This is a genomic window from Herbiconiux dendrobii, from assembly GCF_052048175.1.
Taxonomy (GTDB): Bacteria; Actinomycetota; Actinomycetes; order Actinomycetales; family Microbacteriaceae; genus Herbiconiux.
Genome location: NZ_JBLZQV010000003.1, coordinates 555,104 through 574,799 on the forward strand (window position 1 = coordinate 555,104; position 19,696 = coordinate 574,799).

The following is a 19,696-nucleotide window of genomic DNA, read 5'->3' on the forward strand; positions in this document are numbered from 1 at the left end:
GGCCACCACCTCCTCCACCTCGCCGGGAGGCGCCCCCAAGAGCGCCTCCCGGAAGGTGAAGGCCAAGGCCCGCCCGGCCGACCGCATCTTCTACGGCCTCTCGGCCGGATCCGCGATCTCGATCATGGTCATCCTGGCCGGCGTCGCCCTGTTCCTGATCATCCAGGCCGTGCCCGCCATCCTCGCCGACTGGACCACCAACACCGACCTCACCGAGGGCCCCACCGCCGGCTACGGCAGCTTCTGGGAGTACGTCGGCCCGCTGATCTGGGGAACGCTGTTCGCCAGCGCGATCGCCCTCATCATCGGCGCCCCGATCGCCATCGGCATCGCCCTCTTCATCTCGCACTACGCACCGCGCCGGCTCGCCGGCATCCTGGGCTACCTCGTCGACCTCCTGGCCGCCGTGCCCTCCATCGTCTTCGGCCTCTGGGGCATCATCGTCATCCGCCCCTTCCTGCTGCCGCTCTCGGACTGGCTGAACACCTACCTCGGCTGGATCCCGCTCTTCGGCGGCCAGGTGTCGACCACCGGGTCCACCATCCTCGCCGGCGCCGTGGTGCTGGCCGTGATGATCCTGCCGATCATCACCTCGATCTCCCGCGAGATCTTCCTGCAGACCCCGCGCCTGCACGAAGAGGCCGCGCTGGCGCTCGGCGCCACCAAGTGGGAGATGATCAAGCTCGCCGTGTTCCCCTACGGCCGCTCCGGCGTCATCAGCGCCACCCTGCTCGGCCTCGGCCGGGCGCTGGGTGAGACGATGGCGATCGCGCTGATCATCTCGCCCGCCATCCTGGTCTCCGTGCGGATGCTCACCGAGGGTGAGAACTCGCAGACCATCGCGGCGAACATCGCCCTGAACTTCCCGATCGCCACCACGCTGCAGCGTGAGGCGCTGATCGGCACCGGCCTGCTGCTGTTCGTCATCTCGCTGGCCGTGAACATGCTGGCCCGCGTGATCGCCGGCCGGGCCGGCAAGAGCGCCCAGAAGAAGCGCAAGAAGATGCTGGCCCAGCTGCCGCCGTCGGATCCGAGCACCGTGCTGGCCGTCGACGACGTGCTGGCCCGCAAGGCCGCCGATGAGCGTGCCGAAGGCTCCGGCGCCGAGACCGGCGAGCGCCCCACCGATTCCTCCGAGCGAGAGCGAGGCGACGCGTGAGCGCCACCCTGACCCCGAGCCGCACGCCCAGCGGCCCGATCGCGAACTCCCTGACCTCGGGTCAGCTCCCCCGCCGAATCGAGTGGTACGTGCTGGCCGGCTCGCTCGCCCTGAGCGCCGTGGTGCTCGCCCTGATGGGCTTCAACATCGCCGGCTGGCTCGTGCTCACCGCGGTGATCTACCTGCTGGCCCTCGGCATCCTCTCCTCCGTCGTCGAGAACCGCCGCAAGGCCACCGACCGGGTCATCCGCGGTGTCGTCACCGTCGCCTTCCTGCTGGCGCTGGCCCCACTGATCTCCACGCTGATCACCGTGGTGGCGAACGGCATCGGCTCGATCAGCTGGGACTTCATCACGCAGACCTCCGGCTCGGTGTTCAACGCCGACACGCTGGAGGTCGAGACCAAGGTCGGCGCCTGGCAGGCCATCGTCGGCACCCTGATCATCACCGGCATCGCGGCGCTGATCTCGATCCCGATCGGCATCCTCACCGCGATCTACCTGGTGGAGTACGCCCAGCCCGGCAACTGGATGGCGCGCACCGTCACCTTCCTCGTCGACGTGATGACGGGCATCCCCTCGATCGTCGCCGGTCTGTTCGCGTTCTCCCTGTTCAGCCTGATCGTCGGCCCGAAGGCGTTCAGCGGCTTCTCGGCCTCGGTCGCCCTGTCGGTGCTGATGATCCCGATCGTGGTGCGCTCCTGCGAGGAGATGCTGCGACTCGTGCCGCACGACCTGCGCGAAGCATCCTTCGCCCTCGGCGTCTCCCGCTTCTCGACCATCATCAAGATCGTGCTGCCCACCGCCATCGCCGGCATCGTGACGGGCGTCATGCTCGCCATCGCCCGGGTGATCGGCGAGACCGCGCCGATCTTCATGGCGGCGAGCTTCACCGACAACTTCAACGCCAACCCCTTCGAGGGACCGATGCAGACCCTCCCCGTGATGGCCTACACCGGCTACAAGTTCCCGGGTCAGGACATCGCGGCGTCGAACGACTCCGCCTGGGGTGCCGCGCTGCTGCTGGTCATCCTGGTCGTCATCCTCAACCTGATCGCCCGTGTCGTCGCCAAGGTGTTCGCACCCAAGGGCTCGCGGTAGACCCACCGCACGCCCGTTCGCCCGCCCGCATCACAGAACGCAGAAGGAACTCTTTACGTGTCCAAGCGCATCGAAGTCAACGACCTCAACGTCTACTACAGCGACTTCCTCGCCGTCGAAGGCGTCAACATCAACATCGAGCCGCGTACCGTGACGGCGTTCATCGGGCCCTCCGGATGCGGCAAGTCCACGTTCCTGCGCACGCTCAACCGCATGCACGAGGTCATCCCCGGTGCCCACGTCAAGGGCGAGGTGCTGATCGACGGCAACGACCTCTACGCGCCCGGCGTCGACCCGGTGCTGGTGCGCCGCCAGGTGGGCATGGTGTTCCAGCGGGCGAACCCGTTCCCGACCATGTCGATCCGCGACAACGTGCTGGCGGGCGTGCGCCTGAACAACAAGCGCCTGTCGAAGTCGGACGGCGACGACCTGGTCGAGAAGTCGCTGAAGGGCGCCAACCTCTGGGAAGAGGTCAAGGATCGGCTCGCGCTCCCCGGCCAGGGCCTCTCGGGTGGTCAGCAGCAGCGCCTGTGCATCGCCCGCGCGATCGCCGTCTCCCCCGACGTGCTGCTGATGGACGAGCCCTGCTCGGCCCTGGACCCGATCTCCACCCTCGCCATCGAAGACCTGATCGAGGAGCTCAAGCAGGAGTACACGATCGTGATCGTGACCCACAACATGCAGCAGGCCTCGCGCGTCTCCGACAAGACCGCGTTCTTCAACATCGCCGGCACCGGCAAGCCCGGCAAGCTGATCGAGTACGACGTCACGTCCACGATCTTCTCGAACCCCTCCGTGCAGGCCACGGAGGACTACGTCTCCGGCCGCTTCGGTTGATCTGAGCCCCCAGACAAGGAAAGCCCCCTCGCCGATCGGATCGGTGAGGGGGCTTTCGTCTGTTAGCCGTGGGCGTGTGAAACGGCGGCGTGACGGTGTTTCACACGCTGAGAGCGCCTGGATGGACAGTTCGGACTACCTCACCGCAAGGTGCGCCGCAGGGGCGGCGGCGCACGACAGGCTCAGGCGCTTTGGACCACCAGGATGGGGTCGGTGGTGGGGGCGGTGGAGCCGCCCGCCGGTTCGACCGTCACGCCGATGGCGTCGCCCGAGGTCAACGCGCCGTCGAGCACGTGCCACGTGGTGCCGTCGGCCGAGGCCGTGAAGGTACCGGCCGGGATCGCACCCCCGGCGTTGATGTACCAGGCCTCGTAGACCTTGCCGTCGGGCAGGCCCGCGAGCCCGTCCACCAGCACGGCCGAGCGGCCCAGGTCGTTCGACCACACCAGCGTCGCCGTACCGCCGTCGGTGACCTGCACCGTCTCGCGCTGCACGTCGTCGGCCGCGGTGATGGCGGCCAGCTGGGCGGCGGAGGCATCGATGGTCGTGCTGTTCGTGGTGCTGTTGATGATCGCACTTCCCACGAAGCCGCCACCCACGAACAGGGCCGCTGCGGCGGCGACCGCGGTGAGCAGACCGACGGGCCGGGCGAACCAGCGCACGCGGGCCCGCTGCTCGGCGGCTCCGGATGCGGGCGCGGCCAGCTCGGTGACGGTCGCGTCGGCGGCTGGTGCGGCAGGAGCATCCGCGACCACCGTCTCGGGGGCGCTCGCTCGGGCATCCTGAACCGTCGTGGACTCGACGGCGGGAAGCTGCGGCGTGATGGCCAGCTTGGCCATCAGCTCGGCCTTCATGCGCTCGGACGGCGTCACCGGATCGGCCGCGAGACCCAGCAGGCTGGCCGTGGCGGCGAGCTCGTCGGCCTCCTCGCGGAGCACGTCGGAGCGGGCGGCGGCACGTTCGAACGCCTCGGCGTCCTCAGAGGACACTGCATCGAGCGCGTAGGCGCCCGTCAGCAGTCGTGGGTCGTTCTGGTCATCGTGTGGACCGGTCATGAGGTCACCCCCAGTTCGTCTCTCAGGCGGATCATCCCGTCACGCAAGCGTGTCTTCACGGTGCCGACGGGGATGGACAGGATTCCGGCGACTTCGCTGTGGCTGTAGCCGCCGTAGTAGGCGAGGGAGATCGCCTGGCGTTGCAGTTCGGTCAGCTGCGCCATGGCCCTCTTCACCCTCTCGTGCTCGATGCGGATCTCGACGGATTCGCTGACCTGGTCGTAGGCCGGTTCGATGTCGCGGATGCCGATCCGCTCGTCGCGGTCGTGGCCGGCCTGGGAGGCCCGCACCCGGTCGACCGCCCGGCGGTGGGTCATGGTGAGGATCCAGGACATCGCACTGCCGCGGGCCGTCTCGAAGCGGGAAGCGGACTTCCAGATCTCCAGGAAGATCTCCTGCGCCACCTCTTCGGACTGCGCGTGGTCGATCAGCACCCGCTTCACCAGGCCCAGCACGCGGGGCGCGGCCCGGTCGTACAGTTCGGAGAAGGCCTGCTGATCGCCTTGGGCGGTGCGCTCCAGAAGCGACTCGAAGCTCTCGGCGGGTTCGCCGCCTTCGACATCGATGGGCCCTCTGTTGCTCGTCACGAGTTCCAGCATGTCAGGTCACGCCCTCCCCCGCTCACGGCACCCAGGTGGTGTGCACGATCGTTATTCGGGGCGGCGCGTCGATCGGTTTGCCGAACGACCGAGATGTCTGCAGAAAAAGCGAGACCGGGCCGCGAAGAACGCCTCTCGGCGGAAGGCCGCTCGTAGCGGCGATATTTGGAGCCCGGGGTTATCGCGGCCCGGCAGTGTTCATTTTACCGAATTCTCCGGACCGTCGGCATCAGTCGAGCCCGTCACGACGCCAGAGGGCGGCCGATTGGCCGAGGTCGTCGCCGATCGACTCGAATCGGAGGGCTCTGGTGGTGAGGGTCGAGGCGGTCTCGGGCGCACCGATCTCCGCATCGTCGGCGATCGAGGCGCATCCCTGGGCCATGATCCGGCAGAAGGCGGCGGCCCGGTCGAGGGCGACCGCAAAGTCTCCTGTGAACAGTCCGCGCAGGATTCGATCGGCCAGCTCGGTGATCTCCTTCGGGCCCGTCGGCGACTCGGCGCCGGCCACCACGGGGTCGATCGAGGGGATCAGCTGGGCGCCGCGCTCGAAGAAGTAGCTGGTGAGCTCGGGATCCTGGCGGATCAGCGCGCGCAGCAGGTAGATCCGCCAGAGGCTGCCGGGCAGGCTGTGGGCGCCGGCGCGCGACCACAGCTCGGCGACCGTGTCGATGCCGTGGTCGTCGGTGAACGCGATCAGGCGGTCGATCACCTCGGGCTGCGGATCGTCGCGCACCCGGCTGAGCAGCGCACCGGCCGTCTCGTGGGCGACCCGGTTGATGGTCGCCGGATCCTCGCCGCCCTGGAAGGCCGCGAAGGCCTGCCCGCTGAAGAACACCGGTTTGTGGAAGTCGTCCGCCATGCCCTCCATTCTGCGCTCGTGCGCCGAGGGCCGGAGCACACTACGCGCAGGGCGAACCCCGTTTAGCGGTAGATTGGTCTGCGAGGGCCTGTAGCTCAGTTGGCAGAGCATCGGACTTTTAATCCGCGGGTCGAGGGTTCGAGCCCCTCCGGGCCCACTTGCATCGCTTGCGGTCACCAGCCGCGTGACCCGATCGGGGCGGTGCGCTGTTCTACGAGTGTCTGCCAGAATCGGCTCATGAGCAACTCACAGCAACCACCCGTCTACCCTCCGGCGCAGCCGCCCTATCAGCAGCCGCCGGCCGCGCAGTCCAAGACGAACGGGCTGGGCATCGCGGCCCTGATCGTCGGCGGCGTGGCCCTCGTCGGGGCATTCATCCCGTTCCTGAACTATGCCACCGGGTTCATCGCGTTCGTCGGACTCGTGCTCGGCATCATCGCCCTGTTCCTGAAGGGCAAGAGCCGGGGCGTCGCGATCGCGGGCACCATCGTCAGCTTCGTGGCACTCGTCCTGTCGATCATCCTCGCCATCGTCTACACCGCCGCCTTCGCGGCCTCGGTGACCAGCACCATCGATGAGGTGCAGGCCTCCAACAGTGCCGCCGCGGCCGTGCCCGTATCGGTGAAGTACGAGGTCACGAGCGACCTTCCCACCATCGACGTGAGCTACTCGCTGTACACGAACGGGTCGTCGGGCACCGAGTCGAGCAGCGGCGTGCCCGCGCCGTTCACCAAGGAGTACACGGTGGAGACCGGCGACGCCTTCGACTACAAGTCGTTCCTGCTCACCGGATCCACGGGCGCGGATCCCGGGACGGTGACCTGCACGATCACCGTGGACGGCGAGGTCGTCTCGACCCAGTCCGCCACCGGGTCGTACGCGTTCGTGACCTGCTCGAGCAGCGACTTCAACGGGCTGGACGGCGACTCGGAGTAGCGAGGCTCTCCCGGACGACCGGCTGATGACGTGAGCGCATCAGCCGGTCGGCGCGGGACGGGCTAGCGCTGGCCGCGGAACAGGCGCAGCACGACGATCACCGAGACCCAGACGATGCCGATCGTCGCCAGGCCCAGTAGGCCGATGTAGAACAGTTCGAGAAAGAAATACGGGTCGTCGCCCATCGTCGTCACGCTCCTCTGCGTCTGCCAGGAACGATACGACCGCAGTCGGCCTTCGAACACCCCTTGACGGGCGGACGTGCCGACGTCAGTGCGCCGTGGGCCGTCAGCCGATCAGTGTGGCTTCCGGGTGAAGACGTGGTGCACGGCGCCGCTCGGCGAGACGGCGGACTCGAGGTCGAAGCGCTCCTCGAGCCCCTCCTGGCCGTCCCAGAGCCGGATGCCACGGCCCAGCACCACGGGCGAGACGACGACGTGCAGGTGGTCGACGAGATCGGCGTCGAGGAACTCGCGCACGACCGTGGGGCCGCCACCCAGACGCACGTCGAGACCCCCGGCCTGCTCGGCGGCGAGCGCCAGGGCCTCCGCCGGCGGCAGGTCGCGGAACAGGAACGTCGCCTCGCCGAGCACCAGGTCAGGCCGCTCGTGATGCGTGAGCACCACCACCGGTGTGTGGAACGGCGGCTCGTCGCCCCACCACCCCTGCCACGACTCGTCCTCCCACGGCCCGGTCTGCGGCCCGAACTTGCCCCGCCCCATGATCTCCGCGCCGATCCCCTGCTGCGATGCGGCCGCGAAGGCGTCGTCGATGCCGCGCGTGCCACGGCCCACGGCCTCCGCATCGTGCCCCGTCATGCTCACGAAGGCGTGCGTGGGGAAGAACCAGTCCATCAGCCGCTGCCCCGCGTGCCCGAACGGCGCCTCGAGGGTGCGCCCCTCCCCCGTCGCGAACCCATCGAGCGAGACAGCGACATTGTGCACCCGGAGCAAAGCCATGCCCAGACCGTACCGGATGATGTGGACGTTGTACACATCACGGCACGGCGTCCATCATCGCGGGTCGTCGTCGGGCGGCGGGGGGCGGCGGAGGCCGGTGGCGGGGGTGCCCCAGCGGTTCCAGGCGAGCACGTAGATCGAGAGGCCCGTGATGAGGGCCACGATCACCCAGAGCACGACGAGGAAGTCGATCCAGGAGCCGATCGGGGGCGAGCCCGGGAGGAACCCGCGCAGGGGGACGACGGCGAAGAGCATCGCACCCATCCAGCTCGTGAGGGTGGCCTCCACCTTGCGGCGGCCGGTGAACGCGCGGATCGCCACGAACAGCACGAGCACGGGCATCACCACGAGCAGCCCCAACAGCAGGAAGCCGAAGGCGAAAGTACTGCCCGAACGGGTCGCGCCGATGTCGATGGTGGGCACGTCTTCTTCGGTGCCGTCGGCCATCGTCAGGGGCACGGTCAGCTCGTCGTTCTGGGAGACGGCGAAGTTCCAGCCCGACAGCGAGCCGCTCCACTCGACGAACACCGGGACTTCCTCCTTCACGCCGTCGACCGTCGTGTAGGCGATGATCCTGAGATTCGCGTCGTAGCGGTCGAAGGGCCAGTTTTCCACGGTCCCGCGCGTGGGAATCGAGACCGTCCGGGTCTGCAGAGCGAGCGTGCCCGCCTCGAGCTCGATCGACTGAGTGCCGTCGATCGGGGAGACGATCACCGTCAGATCCTTGGTGAGGGTGATCTCGTCGACCACGATGGAGTCCTGCGGAAACACGCGCACATCCACCGACAGCCGCTCACCCGGACCGTTGACCGCCACAGGGGACATCTCCAGGATGACCGAATCGGGCTGAGGCTCGCCCGACGTCCCGCCGGGCTCCGAGCGGGTGTTCGCTGCGTCGAGCATCACGATGGCGACGTACACCAGCACCACCAGGAGCCCGATGCCGACCACGATGAGTCGTCGTCGCATCCGTATGCCCCCTCCGACCCCATGCGCCGAGCTTATCGAGAGCGCTACGCCTCCGGCTCGCCCTGCGGCGGCTCGGGCATGATGTGCAGGTCGCCGCGGTTCGCCGAGAGCACCATCAGATCGAGCCAGGAGCGGTTGATCGCCGGCGGGCGGCCGCCGTAGAAACGGAATCGCAGCGGGATGGACGGATGCACCCAGAGCGTCTCGCGCCCGCCACCCTGGCTGGCGTCCATGCTCCACGACAGGGAGAACGCCTCCGCATTGCGCAGCTTGGAGACGATCACGATGCGCAGGTGTGCCAGGAGACGATCATCCATCTCGATCTCCGACGCAGCCGGACCATAGATCAAAAGGCCCAAGCCTGTGCTCCCAAGGTGTTCAGGGGCCTCGAAGGCCCATTCGTGGAGCCTAACCGAGCCGATTTCAGAGCCCAAACCCACTCGGTGGGGGCTTGACATCCGGCCGTCGCATCCGTGATTTCCGAGGAGTGTTCGGAGCCTCCGGCGCGGTCGGATTGCGAGCGTCGGTGGCCTCGGCTAGTGTCCCGAGCAGGACGCGACCGAGCCCCTACGACCCGGCCGATCCGCGTACCGAAAGAGGCCCCCCCCGCATGACCCTGCTCCGTCTGTTGACGCGCTACCTGCGCCCGTACCGCGGCTCGCTGATCGCCGTGGTGCTGTTCCAGCTCATCCAGGCGGTGGCCTCGCTCTACCTGCCCACGCTGAACGCCGAGATCATCGACCAGGGGGTGGCGCTCGGCGACACCGCCTTCATCCTCTCGACGGGCGGCTGGATGCTCGTCATCACGCTCGTGCAGGTGGCGGCGTCCATCACGGCGGTGTACTTCGGCGCCCGGCTGGCGATGGCCGTGGGGCGCGACCTGCGGGGCGATCTCTTCCACCGGGTGAGCGAGTTCAGCGAGCGCGAGGTCTCGTCGTTCGGGGCGCCCTCGCTCATCACGCGCTCCACCAACGACGTGCAGCAGGTGCAGATGCTCGCGCTCACCACGATGACGCTCCTGGTGTCGGCGCCGATCCTGGCCGTCGGCGGCGTGGTGATGGCGCTGCAGCAAGACCTCGAACTGAGCTGGATCATCGCGGTCAGCGTGCCGGTGCTGCTGGTTTCGCTGAGCCTCGTGATCGTGCGGATGGTGCCGCAGTTCCGGCGCATGCAGGCCCGCATCGACACGGTGAACCGGGTGCTGCGCGAGCAGCTCACCGGCATCCGCGTGGTGCGCGCCTTCGTGCGGGAAGACTCGGAGACCGAGCGCTTCGCCCGCGCGAATCACGACGTGACCGACTCGGCGCTTCGGGCCGGCCGGCTGCTGGCGCTGATGTTCCCCATCGTGATGCTCGTGCTCAACGCCTCGAGCGTGGCCGTGATCTGGTTCGGCGCCTTCCGGATCGACGACGGATCGATGCAGGTGGGCACCCTGATCGCCTTCCTCAGCTACCTGATGCAGATCCTGATGGCCGTGATGATGGCCACCTTCATGGCCATGATGATCCCGCGCGCGGCCGTCTGCGCCGACCGCATCACCGAGGTGCTCGGCACGGACTCCTCGGTCGTGATGCCCGCCGTCCCGGTGCGCGGCACGCCGCATCTGGGCCGCGTCGAGCTGCGGAGCGCGACCTTCTCCTACCCGGGTGCCGAGCAGCCGGTGCTGCGCGACCTCGACATCACGGTCGAACCGGGCAGCACGCTCGCCATCATCGGCAGCACCGGCGCCGGCAAGACCACGCTCGCCAACCTGCTGCCCCGCCTGTTCGACGCCACCGGCGGCGCCGTGCTGATCGACGGCACGGATGTGCGCGACTACGACCCCGACGACCTCTGGGGGCGGATCGGCCTGGTGCCGCAGAAGCCCTACCTCTTCTCCGGCACGATCGCCTCGAACCTCCGCTACGGCAAGCCCGACGCCAGCGACGAGGAGCTCTGGGAGGCCCTGGAGATCGCCCAGGCGAAAGACTTCGTGAGCGCCATGGAGGGCGGCCTCGAGGCGCCCGTCGCCCAGGGCGGCACGACGGTCTCGGGTGGTCAGCGGCAGCGACTGGCCATCGCGCGAGCGCTGGTGAAGCGGCCGGAGATCTACGTGTTCGACGACTCGTTCTCGGCGCTCGACCTGACGACGGATGCGCGACTCCGGCAGGCCCTCCGCGCGCACCGCGGCGGCGCGACGATGATCATCGTGGCGCAACGCGTGTCGAGCATCGTGGAGGCCGACCAGATCGTGGTGCTCGAAGACGGCGCGATCGTGGGCCGTGGCACGCACGAGGAGCTGCTGGCCGAGGGTGGCACGTACGCCGAGATCGTGGCTTCGCAGCTGACGGCGGAGGAGGCGGCATGAGCGGGCGCGCACCGGCGGGCGGAGCATCCGGAACCCGTCCCGGCGGCCCTGGAGCGAACGGCCCCGGCGGCCCCGGCGGCCCCGGTGGCCCCGGCCGGCCCGGCGCGGGCGGCCCCGGTGCGGCGGGCCCCGGCCCCGGCGGCCCTCGCGGGCCCATGGGCGGCGGCCGCCCCGGCGCGAACATCGGCATGCCCACCGTGAAGGCCATGACCTTCGGCCCCTCGGTCAGGCGCCTCATCCGCCGGCTCAGCCCGCATAGGATCGCCGTGCTGACGGTGATCGCGCTCGGCACCATCAGCGTCTTCTTCACGGTGCTCGGCCCGTGGCTGCTCGGCCAGGGCACCAACCTCATCTTCGCCGGCGCCATCTCGCAGACCCTGCCCGCCGGCGCCACGAAGGAGCAGGTCATCCAGGGCCTGCGCGACTCCGGTCAGAACGGCCAGGCCGACCTGCTCAGCGGCATCGCGCTCACCCCGGGTCAGGGCATCGACTTCAACGCCCTCTCGATCGTGCTCGGCACGGCCCTGGTGCTCTACGTGGCCTCCTCCGTCTTCTCCTGGCTGCAGGGCCGCCTGCTCAACACCATCGTGCAGCGCACCGTCTACCGCCTGCGCGAAGACGTCGAGGCCAAGATCAACCGGCTTCCCCTCGGCTACTTCGACCGGATGCCGCGCGGCGAGCTGCTCAGCCGCGTCACGAACGACATGGACAACGTGGCGCAGAGCCTGCAGCAGACGCTCTCACAGATGCTGACGAGCATCCTCACCGTGATCGGCGTGATCGTGATGATGTTCATCACCTCGCCGCTGCTGGCCGTGATCTCGCTCGTCACCATCCCGCTCACCATCGGCATCACCGCCGTCATCGCCAAGAGGTCGCAGAAGCTGTTCGTGGCGCAGTGGGCGCACACCGGAGCGCTCAACGCGCAGATCGAGGAGAACTTCACCGGCCACGCCCTGGTGAAGGTGTTCGGCCGGCAGCGCGAGACCGAGGCGGCCTTCCGCACCAAGAACGCCGAGCTGTACAGCGCCAGCTTCGGCGCCCAGTTCGTGTCGGGCATGATCATGCCCGCGATGATGTTCGTCGGCAACCTCATCTACGTGGTGATCGCCGTGGTCGGCGGCCTGCAGGTGGCCGGCGGCGCCATGAGCATCGGCGCCGTGCAGGCCTTCATCCAGTACTCCCGCCAGTTCACGCAGCCGCTCACCCAGCTGGGCTCGATGGTGAACCTGCTGCAGTCGGGCGTGGCCTCGGCCGAACGCGTCTTCGAGCTGCTCGACGCCGACGAACAGACCCCGGATGCCTCGCCCGCACAGACCACGCCGGCCGACGCCCCCGGCCGCCTGGTGTTCGACGACGTGTCGTTCAGCTACTCCCCCGACAAGCCGCTCATCCAGAACCTGTCGCTGGTGGCCGATCCGGGCCAGACGGTCGCGATCGTGGGGCCCACGGGCGCCGGCAAGACCACCCTGGTGAACCTCATCATGCGCTTCTACGAGCTGGATGCCGGCCGCATCACGCTCGACGGCGTCGACATCGCGCAGATGACCCGCCGCGACCTGCGCTCGCGCACGGGCATGGTGCTGCAAGACACCTGGCTGTTCGGGGGCACGATCCGCGACAACATCGCCTACGGACGTCCGGATGCCACGGAGGAGGAGATCCTCGAGGCGGCGCAGGCCAGTTACGTCGACCGCTTCGTGCACTCCCTGCCCGACGGCTACGACACCGTGCTCGACGACGAGGCCTCGAACGTGAGCGCCGGCGAGAAGCAGCTGCTCACGATCGCGCGCGCCTTCCTCTCCCGCCCGAGCGTGCTCATCCTCGACGAGGCCACCAGCTCGGTCGACACCCGCACCGAGCAGCTCGTGCAGCGGGCGATGTCGGCGCTGCGAGCCGATCGCACGAGCTTCGTGATCGCGCACCGGCTCTCCACCATCCGCGACGCCGACCTCATCCTCGTGATGGAGGCGGGCCGCATCGTCGAGCAGGGCTCGCACGCCGAGCTGCTCGCGGCGGGCGGGGCCTACCACTCCCTCTACACCGCCCAGTTCGCCTCGGCAGGCGTCGACGAAGGCTGAGAAGTCAAGCGGGCGGGACAAACGCGTTTCGGGTCGATGGTGGGAGTCACTCCATCAGACGGGACTCCCCATGTCAGAACGCAACACGCTCGTTCGCTCGCTGCACGATCTCGGCCTCGCCGCATGGTTCGGAGGCACCCTGATGGGAGCCGTCGGCCTGAACGGCGCCACGGCGAAAGCGGCCGATCCGACCGAGCGCCTGAAGCTCTCCTCGATCGGCTGGGCGAAGTGGGCGCCGGTGCAGCTCACGGCCATCGTCGCCCACGGGATCGGCGGGGTCGGTCTCATCCTCGGCAACAAGGGCCGCCTGGCCGGCCAGTCCGAGGCGCGCACCAACACCTCGGTGAAGCTCGTGCTCACGGGCGTGGCCGCCGCCGCGAGCCTCTACTCCGGCATCCTCGGCGCCACCATCGGCAAGCACGCCGACGAGGGGGCGGAGGGCGTCACCGAACCGGACGCCAAGGCCTCCAAGAAGCTGGCCGCCGCCCAGCGCAAGCAGAAGGTGCTGCAGTGGGTGCTCCCCGCCGTCACCGGCGTGCTCGTCGTGCTCGCGGCTCAGCAGGGCGAGCAGCAGCGCCCGGTCGCCGGCCTGCTGCACAAGATCACCGGCAAGTAACCCGGCGGATGCGCGCGCCGCGGCGGTGAGAGCACCGTCGCGGCGCGCCGACCCGGCTACCAGGTGCTCCGGCTAGATTCTTCTCCATGAGCAACTATCCGGTGCCGGGGCCGACTCCTGCAGGCTGGTACCCCGATCCGGAGGCCAGCGACGTGCTGCGCTGGTGGGACGGCTACCGCTGGACCGACGACTTCGCTCCCCGCGCGATCGATCCCGCCGACAGCCGCAACGGCTACGCCACCGCGTCGCTGGTCTTCGGCATCGTCTCGATCGGACTCAACATCCTGCTGGTGCCGAGCATCCTGGCCGTCGGCTTCGGCGTGGCCGGGCTCACCAGGGCGCATCGCATGCATCAGGGGCGCGGCATGTCGATCGCCGGCATCGTGCTCGGCGGCATCGGTGTGCTCGCGATGTTCGCCTTCATCGTGCTGTTCTCGCTGCTGCAGGTGCGCTCGCGCTACTGAGCACCGAATCGCTCAGGTGGCGGGCACGACCAGACGGATGCCCCACTCCATCGTCCAGGTCTCGCCGGGGGCGAGCCACCGCAGCCCCTCCCCCGTGTTGAGGGCGTTCGCGGGCGCGGTCATCGGCTCGATGGCGACGGCACGGCGCGGCCCCTCCGGTGCGGCGAACGCCGCCGGCGTGAACACCTGCACGTAGCCGAAGTTCCCGTCGGCCCACAGTTCGACGCGACGGCCGTCGGGCGCCTCGAGCGACTGCACGCTCCGGCCATCCGCAGCGCTCACTCGGACGCCGCCGTAGCCGTGATCGATGGTGAGGTCGCCGACCCGCCGGCCGAGCGTGAGGTCGAAATCGGTGCCCGACACCGCCTCCTCCGACACCGGGATCTGCGTGTCGTCGGTGAGGAAGCGGGTGGTGGCGTCGATGGTGAGCGTCAGCTCGTCGGCCGGCACGTCGCCCACCCGCAGGTACGGATGCGCCCCCACGGCGACCGGCGCGGCAGCAGCGGAGTCGTTGCGCACGGCGTGCCGCACGAGCAGCCCGTCGGAGGTGAGTTCGTGCTCCACCGAGGTCTCGAGCAGAAAGGGGTAGCCGTGCTGGGGATACACCGTGGCCGTCTGGTGCACCCGGTGCTCCTCGTGCGCCAGCAGCCGGTAGGGCGTGTAGCGCAGCAGGCCGTGGATGGCGTTGTTCTGCTTGGGCTCGGTGATGTCGAGCTGCTGCGCTGCGCCGTCGAGGGTCCACAGCCCGCCGGCGACCCGATTCGGCCACGGAACGAGCACGATCCCGGCCGCGCCCGGCGGCGTCGACGACTCGGGGAAGCTCTCGACGAGCGCCACCCCGTCGACCTCGAGCTCCCGGATGCCGGCCGCCACCTGCGTGACGACCGCGCTCACCCGCCGCCCGTCCTGCAGCAGCGAGAGCGGGTACTGGTCTCCGGTGGGTGCGCGCATGCGGTCAGCCTACCCAGCCTGCGCCGGAGGGGAGGAGACGGTCAGCGGGCGCGGCGCTCGGCCTCCTCGAGCACGTTGAGCAGGAGCATGGCGCGGGTCATCGGGCCGACTCCGCCGGGAACCGGCGAGAGGAACGCCGCGACCTCGGCCACGCCGGGGTCGACGTCGCCGATCAGGCGCGCCTTGCCCGTGGCCTCGTCGACCACGCGCGTGATGCCCACGTCGAGCACGGCGGCGCCGGGCTTCACCCAGTCGGCCTTGATCAGGCCGGGCACGCCCACGGCGGCGACCACCACATCCGCTCGCCGAACCTCGGCGGCCAGATCGGTGGTGCGCGAGTGCGTGAGGGTGACGGTGGCGTCGACGCCCTTGCGGGTGAGCAGCAGCCCGAGCGGGCGGCCCACGGTGAGCCCCCGGCCCACGACCACGACGTGCTTGCCCGAGAGGGGCACGTCGTAGCGCCGCAGCATCTCCACGATGCCGGCCGGCGTGCAGGGCAGGGGCGAGTCCAGTTCGCCCTCGACGCCCAGCACGAGACGGCCGAGGTTCGTGGGGTGCAGGCCGTCGGCATCCTTCGCCGGGTCGATCAGCTCGAGCATCGCGTTCTCGTCGATGCCCGCGGGCAACGGCAGCTGCACGATGTAGCCGGTGACGGCGTCGTTAACGTTGAGGGCGGCGATCGCGTCGCGCACCTCCTGCTCGGATGCCGTGGCCGGCAGATCCACGCGCACCGACTCGATGCCCACCTCGGCGCAGTCGCGGTGCTTGCCCGCCACGTAGGAGATCGAGCCCGGGTCTTCACCCACCAGGAGCGTGCCGAGGCCAGGCACGATGCCCCGGGTGCGCAGCACGGCGACCCGCTCGGCCACCTCGGCCTTCAACGCCGCGGCGGTGGCGACGCCGTCCAGGCGTGCGGCTACCACTGCTCGAGGCCCGGGTAGAGGGGGAAGCCGTCGGTGAGGGTGAGCACGCGGGCACGGAGGGCCTCGACATCCGGAGCCGGCTTGAGGGCCGTCGCGATGATGTCGGCCACCTCGGTGAACTCCGCGTCGCCGAAGCCGCGGGTGGCGAGCGCCGGCGTGCCGATGCGCAGGCCCGAGGTGACCATCGGCGGGCGGGGGTCGAACGGCACCGAGTTGCGGTTCACCGTGATGCCGACCTCGTGCAGGATGTCTTCGGCCTGCTTGCCGTCGAGCTCGGAGGTGCGCAGGTCGGCGAGCACGAGGTGCACGTCGGTGCCGCCGGTGAGCACGTCGACGCCGGCGGCGCGGGTATCCTCGGCCGTCAGGCGCTCGGCCAGCAGGCGGGCGCCGGAGAGGGTGCGCACCTGGCGGTCCTTGAACTCGGGCTCGGCCGCGAGCTTGAAGGCGGTGGCCTTGGCGGCGATCACGTGCATCAGCGGGCCGCCCTGCTGGCCGGGGAACACGTTCGAGTTGAGCTTCTTGGCCAGCTCCGTGTCGCGGCTCACGATGAAGCCGGAACGGGGGCCGCCGATGGTCTTGTGCACGGTCGACGACACCACGTCGGCGAAGGGCACGGGCGAGGGGTGCAGGCCTGCCGCGACGAGCCCCGCGAAGTGCGCCATGTCGACCCAGAGCTTGGCGCCCACCTCGTCGGCGATCGCACGGAACGCGGCGAAGTCGAGCTGGCGGGGGTAGGCCGACCAGCCGGCGATGATGACCTGCGGCTTGTGTTCGAGGGCCTTGTCGCGCACCACGTTCATGTCGACGAGGAAGGTCTCGGGGTCGACGCCATAGGAGACGGCGTTGTAGAGCTTGCCCGAGAAGTTGAGCTTCATGCCGTGGGTGAGGTGGCCGCCGTGGGCGAGCTCGAGGCCCAGGATGGTGTCGCCGGGGGTCGCGATGGCGCTCAGCACGGCGGCGTTGGCCGTGGCGCCGGAGTGCGGCTGCACGTTGGCGAACTCGGCACCGAACAGCGACTTGGCGCGGGCGATGGCGAGCTCTTCGGCCACGTCGACGAACTCGCAGCCGCCGTAGTAGCGGCGGCCCGGGTAGCCCTCGGCGTACTTGTTGGTGAGCACGGAGCCCTGGGACTCGAGTACCGCGCGCGGCACGAAGTTCTCCGAGGCGATCATCTCGAGGGTGCCGCGCTGGCGGCCGAGCTCGAGCTTGAGCACTTCGGCGATCTCGGGATCGACCTCACTCAGCGGCGCAGTGAAGATGTCGGACATGACGGGCTCCTTTTCGGCGTGACGGACTACGTGTGTCGGGATCCGTATCGACCCAGGCGCGCGGCCGAATCCCTTGTCCGTCGCTTCCCGATGGTGGACCATCTGAACGCCAGTTGCGACGGGGTCAGCCTACCTCAGGAGCGCCGTGCGCGGCGAGCCGATCAGGCCGCCGATCAGGCCGCCGAGCCCGATCGCACCCGCTGCGCCCGACGGGTCAGGGCCGGGGTCACCGAGAGCAGCACGATGCCGACCACGAGGGCGATCAGGTAGATCCAGGGCAGTGAGGTGAGACCGAGGGCGTCGAGGAAGAAGCCGCCGACCAGCGCGCCCAGGCCGATCCCCGCGTTGAACGCGGTCGAGTAGAAGGCGCTCGAGGTGTCGCGGATGGCCGGCGAGGCCTCGTGCATCAGCTGCGTGGGCAGCAGGGTCGGGATGACGCCGAAGGCCACACCCCAGACGAAGAAGGCCGCGATGGCGATCACCGGGTTGCCGGCGAACAGCGCGAGCGCCAGAACGGATGCCCCGGTCACCCCGAGCGCCACCATCAGCCCGCGCGCCGGCCGCTTGCCGAAGACCGCACCCGCCGTCAGCACGCCGATCGCCCCGGCCGCGCCGTAGACGAGCAGCAGCAAGCCGATCTGACCCTCGGGAACGCTCATCTGGCCGATCAGGAACGGCGCGATGTAGGTGTAGAAGGAGTAGTTGCCGATCATGATCACGGCCACCAGGATGCAGATCAGCGCGACCACGGGGATGGTCGGGTCGAGTGGGCCGCGGCGCCGCTCGGCCCGGATGGCCGCCGTGTTCGTCGACACCTCGAGGTGCTTGCGGTGGTCGACCCGCGGCAGCAGCAGCCAGATGAAGACGGCGCCGAGCAGCGCCAGAACGCCGATGCCGACGAACGGCGCGCGCCATCCGAAGGCGTGACCGACGGTGGTGGCCAGCGGCACGCCGAGCACGAAGGCCAGCGTTCCGCCCCCGGTGGTGATGGCGACGGCGCGGCCGATCTGCTCCTTGGGCACGAGGTGGGCCGAGTAGGCGCCGACGACGCCCCAGAACACACCGTGGGCCATCCCGCCCACCACGCGCGCGACCACCAGCACCTCGAAGTTCGGTGCGAGGCCGCCGACGGTGCTCGAGATCGCGATGGCGACCAGCACGAACATCAGCAGCAGGTGCCGCGGCACCCGGCGGAACAGGAAGGTCAGCGGCACGCTGGTGAGCACCACGGCGAAGGCGAAGAAGCTGATCAGCAGGCCGACCTGCGATTCGGAGACGCCCAGACCGGTGCTCATCTCGGGCAGCAGGCCGGTGGGGATCATCTCGGCGGTCACCGAGAGGAACACGGCGATGGCGAGCACGATGAGCCCGCCCCAGGGGAAGCGTTTCACGACGGGGACCGATCCCGTCTCGGACAGGGCTGTGGAGTGATTGAGTGTGGTCACGAGGTTCGCGTCCATTCGAAGACAACTCGAAATTCGGCGGACAGAGGAGGCTCGAGTGCCGATCCTGACGACCTGAAGCGCCGGCTCCCCTGCATCGCCTACTCGGCTGATGCCTCCCCGTCGATTCACGACGTGACTGGCCCGGCGACGACTTCGTACATGCCCGTGGCCGAACGATGACCGCGCGACCACTGGCTATTCTAGCAAAGGGGCATCCGCCTGCAAGAGGAGAAGCGAATGACGTTGCCGCGTAATCACTGGGTACTCACCTTCGTCTGCGCCGACCTGCCCGGGATCGTGCACGCGGTCAGCGGCGCGGTGGTCGAGTCCGGCGGCAACATCACCGAGAGCCAGCAGTTCTCCTCGGCCGATACCGGCCGCTTCTTCATGCGCCTCCAGGTGGAGGCGGACGCCGGCCGCGAGGTGTTCGAAGCCGCCCTCGCGCCGGTCGCCGAGCGCTACGACATGCAGTGGAAGGTCGACGTGGTCGGCCGCCCGCTGCGCACGCTCGTGCTGGCCTCGACGGCGGCGCACTGCTTGAACGACCTGCTGTTCCGCCAGCGTGCCGGGCAGCTGCCGATCGAGGTGCCGCTGGTGCTCTCCAACCACGGCACCCTGCGCGACCTGGCGCAGTTCTACGATGTGCCGTTCGAGTCGCTCCCGGTGACGGATGCCGCATCCAAGGCCGCCTTCGAAGACCGCGTCGTGCGGGCCGTCGAGGAGCACGACATCGAGCTGGTCGTGCTGGCGCGCTACATGCAGATCATCTCGCCCGAGCTCTGCGAGCGCCTCGCCGGCCGCCTGATCAACATCCACCACTCCTTCCTGCCCGGCTTCAAGGGAGCGAACCCCTACAAGCAGGCGCACGCCCGCGGTGTGAAGCTGATCGGCGCCACCGCCCACTTCGTGACGAGCGACCTCGACGAGGGCCCGATCATCGAGCAAAACGTGGTGCGCGTCGACCACAGCCGCACCCCCGCCGAGCTCGTCGCGATCGGTCAGGACGAGGAGAGCCGCACCCTCACCCAGGCCGTGAAGTGGTTCGCCGAGGACCGCGTGCTGCAAGATGGCGCCCGCACCATCATCTTCCGCTGAGTCCGTTGCTTTCATCGGCTCACCATCGAGGGC

General features: G+C 69.2%; 20 protein-coding genes, 1 tRNA gene and 1 riboswitch. Of the genes, 10 read left to right on the forward strand and 11 right to left on the reverse strand.

Going from position 1 to position 19,696, the window contains the following annotated elements:
- Nucleotides 1-55: 55 nt before the first annotated feature.
- From pstC to pstB, 3 genes are read left to right on the forward strand one after another with little or no spacing between them, the layout of a single operon-like run.
- Nucleotides 56-1,159, forward strand: coding sequence for a phosphate ABC transporter permease subunit PstC (gene pstC, locus ACN4JJ_RS11535; RefSeq protein WP_440710299.1), 1,104 nt, complete (start codon nucleotides 56-58; stop codon nucleotides 1,157-1,159).
- Nucleotides 1,156-2,259: a phosphate ABC transporter permease PstA gene (gene pstA, locus ACN4JJ_RS11540; protein ID WP_440710050.1), complete on the forward strand. Its 1,104-nt coding sequence runs from the start codon at nucleotides 1,156-1,158 to the stop codon at nucleotides 2,257-2,259. Before pstC ends, pstA begins: the two co-directional genes overlap by 4 nt.
- A 57-nt stretch (nucleotides 2,260-2,316) precedes the next feature.
- A complete protein-coding gene (pstB, locus tag ACN4JJ_RS11545; protein ID WP_440710051.1) occupies nucleotides 2,317-3,096 on the forward strand; it encodes a phosphate ABC transporter ATP-binding protein PstB in 780 nt (259 codons plus the stop codon).
- A gap of 182 nt (nucleotides 3,097-3,278) precedes the next feature.
- On the opposite strand, the gene ACN4JJ_RS11550 is transcribed toward pstB, so the two are convergent.
- The 3 genes from ACN4JJ_RS11550 to ACN4JJ_RS11560 form a co-directional block, all read right to left on the reverse strand.
- On the reverse strand, nucleotides 3,279-4,151 hold the full coding sequence (locus tag ACN4JJ_RS11550) for an anti-sigma factor (protein WP_440710052.1): 873 nt from the start codon (nucleotides 4,149-4,151) through the stop codon (nucleotides 3,279-3,281).
- Nucleotides 4,148-4,750, reverse strand: coding sequence for a sigma-70 family RNA polymerase sigma factor (locus ACN4JJ_RS11555; protein ID WP_440710053.1), 603 nt, complete (start codon nucleotides 4,748-4,750; stop codon nucleotides 4,148-4,150). The genes ACN4JJ_RS11550 and ACN4JJ_RS11555 overlap by 4 nt, the downstream gene beginning before the upstream one ends.
- A 229-nt stretch (nucleotides 4,751-4,979) precedes the next feature.
- Entirely contained in the window at nucleotides 4,980-5,609 is a 630-nt protein-coding gene (locus tag ACN4JJ_RS11560) for a DNA-directed RNA polymerase subunit beta (RefSeq protein ID WP_440710054.1), read from the reverse strand.
- Nucleotides 5,610-5,693: 84 nt separating this feature from the next.
- Here ACN4JJ_RS11560 and ACN4JJ_RS11565 point away from each other — a divergent pair.
- Together ACN4JJ_RS11565 and ACN4JJ_RS11570 are read left to right on the forward strand one after the other, a co-directional pair.
- Nucleotides 5,694-5,766, forward strand: a tRNA-Lys gene (locus ACN4JJ_RS11565).
- Between the two features lie 80 nt (nucleotides 5,767-5,846).
- The gene (locus ACN4JJ_RS11570) at nucleotides 5,847-6,545 is read left to right on the forward strand and encodes a DUF4190 domain-containing protein (protein ID WP_440710055.1); all 699 of its coding nucleotides are present in this window, start codon (nucleotides 5,847-5,849) and stop codon (nucleotides 6,543-6,545) included.
- 62 nt (nucleotides 6,546-6,607) lie between these two features.
- On the opposite strand, the gene ACN4JJ_RS11575 is transcribed toward ACN4JJ_RS11570, so the two are convergent.
- The 4 genes from ACN4JJ_RS11575 to ACN4JJ_RS11590 form a co-directional block, all read right to left on the reverse strand.
- On the reverse strand, nucleotides 6,608-6,739 hold the full coding sequence (locus ACN4JJ_RS11575; RefSeq protein ID WP_291057446.1) for a hypothetical protein: 132 nt from the start codon (nucleotides 6,737-6,739) through the stop codon (nucleotides 6,608-6,610).
- Between the two features lie 102 nt (nucleotides 6,740-6,841).
- A complete protein-coding gene (locus ACN4JJ_RS11580; protein ID WP_440710056.1) occupies nucleotides 6,842-7,504 on the reverse strand; it encodes a dihydrofolate reductase family protein in 663 nt (220 codons plus the stop codon).
- Between the two features lie 54 nt (nucleotides 7,505-7,558).
- The gene (locus tag ACN4JJ_RS11585) at nucleotides 7,559-8,473 is read right to left on the reverse strand and encodes a DUF4436 family protein (RefSeq protein ID WP_440710057.1); all 915 of its coding nucleotides are present in this window, start codon (nucleotides 8,471-8,473) and stop codon (nucleotides 7,559-7,561) included.
- 44 nt (nucleotides 8,474-8,517) lie between these two features.
- Nucleotides 8,518-8,931, reverse strand: coding sequence for a DUF7882 family protein (locus ACN4JJ_RS11590; RefSeq protein WP_440710058.1), 414 nt, complete (start codon nucleotides 8,929-8,931; stop codon nucleotides 8,518-8,520).
- A gap of 152 nt (nucleotides 8,932-9,083) precedes the next feature.
- Between ACN4JJ_RS11590 and ACN4JJ_RS11595 the strand changes: the two genes are divergently transcribed.
- From ACN4JJ_RS11595 to ACN4JJ_RS11610, 4 genes are all read left to right on the forward strand, one after another.
- Nucleotides 9,084-10,820, forward strand: a complete 1,737-nt coding sequence (locus ACN4JJ_RS11595) for an ABC transporter ATP-binding protein (RefSeq protein WP_440710059.1) — start codon at nucleotides 9,084-9,086, stop codon at nucleotides 10,818-10,820.
- 155 nt (nucleotides 10,821-10,975) lie between these two features.
- Nucleotides 10,976-12,901: an ABC transporter ATP-binding protein gene (locus tag ACN4JJ_RS11600; protein WP_440710300.1), complete on the forward strand. Its 1,926-nt coding sequence runs from the start codon at nucleotides 10,976-10,978 to the stop codon at nucleotides 12,899-12,901.
- A gap of 70 nt (nucleotides 12,902-12,971) precedes the next feature.
- A complete protein-coding gene (locus ACN4JJ_RS11605; protein ID WP_440710060.1) occupies nucleotides 12,972-13,517 on the forward strand; it encodes a hypothetical protein in 546 nt (181 codons plus the stop codon).
- An 86-nt stretch (nucleotides 13,518-13,603) separates the two neighbouring features.
- The gene (locus ACN4JJ_RS11610) at nucleotides 13,604-13,981 is read left to right on the forward strand and encodes a DUF4190 domain-containing protein (RefSeq protein WP_440710061.1); all 378 of its coding nucleotides are present in this window, start codon (nucleotides 13,604-13,606) and stop codon (nucleotides 13,979-13,981) included.
- A 12-nt stretch (nucleotides 13,982-13,993) separates the two neighbouring features.
- Here ACN4JJ_RS11610 and ACN4JJ_RS11615 read toward each other — a convergent pair whose 3' ends face one another.
- From ACN4JJ_RS11615 to ACN4JJ_RS11630, 4 genes are all read right to left on the reverse strand, one after another.
- Nucleotides 13,994-14,932, reverse strand: coding sequence for an aldose 1-epimerase family protein (locus tag ACN4JJ_RS11615; RefSeq protein ID WP_440710062.1), 939 nt, complete (start codon nucleotides 14,930-14,932; stop codon nucleotides 13,994-13,996).
- Nucleotides 14,933-14,973: 41 nt separating this feature from the next.
- Nucleotides 14,974-15,855, reverse strand: coding sequence for a bifunctional methylenetetrahydrofolate dehydrogenase/methenyltetrahydrofolate cyclohydrolase (locus ACN4JJ_RS11620; RefSeq protein WP_440710063.1), 882 nt, complete (start codon nucleotides 15,853-15,855; stop codon nucleotides 14,974-14,976).
- The gene (glyA, locus tag ACN4JJ_RS11625) at nucleotides 15,849-17,123 is read right to left on the reverse strand and encodes a serine hydroxymethyltransferase (protein ID WP_440710064.1); all 1,275 of its coding nucleotides are present in this window, start codon (nucleotides 17,121-17,123) and stop codon (nucleotides 15,849-15,851) included. Before glyA ends, ACN4JJ_RS11620 begins: the two co-directional genes overlap by 7 nt.
- 43 nt (nucleotides 17,124-17,166) lie before the next feature.
- Nucleotides 17,167-17,250: riboswitch (ZMP/ZTP riboswitch) on the reverse strand.
- A gap of 46 nt (nucleotides 17,251-17,296) precedes the next feature.
- Entirely contained in the window at nucleotides 17,297-18,568 is a 1,272-nt protein-coding gene (locus tag ACN4JJ_RS11630; protein ID WP_440710065.1) for an MFS transporter, read from the reverse strand.
- A 237-nt stretch (nucleotides 18,569-18,805) separates the two neighbouring features.
- Here ACN4JJ_RS11630 and purU point away from each other — a divergent pair, with 237 nt between their 5' ends.
- Nucleotides 18,806-19,663 (forward strand): formyltetrahydrofolate deformylase, encoded by an 858-nt coding sequence (gene purU / locus ACN4JJ_RS11635; RefSeq protein WP_440710066.1) that lies wholly within the window; start codon nucleotides 18,806-18,808, stop codon nucleotides 19,661-19,663.
- Nucleotides 19,664-19,696 lie beyond the last annotated feature (33 nt).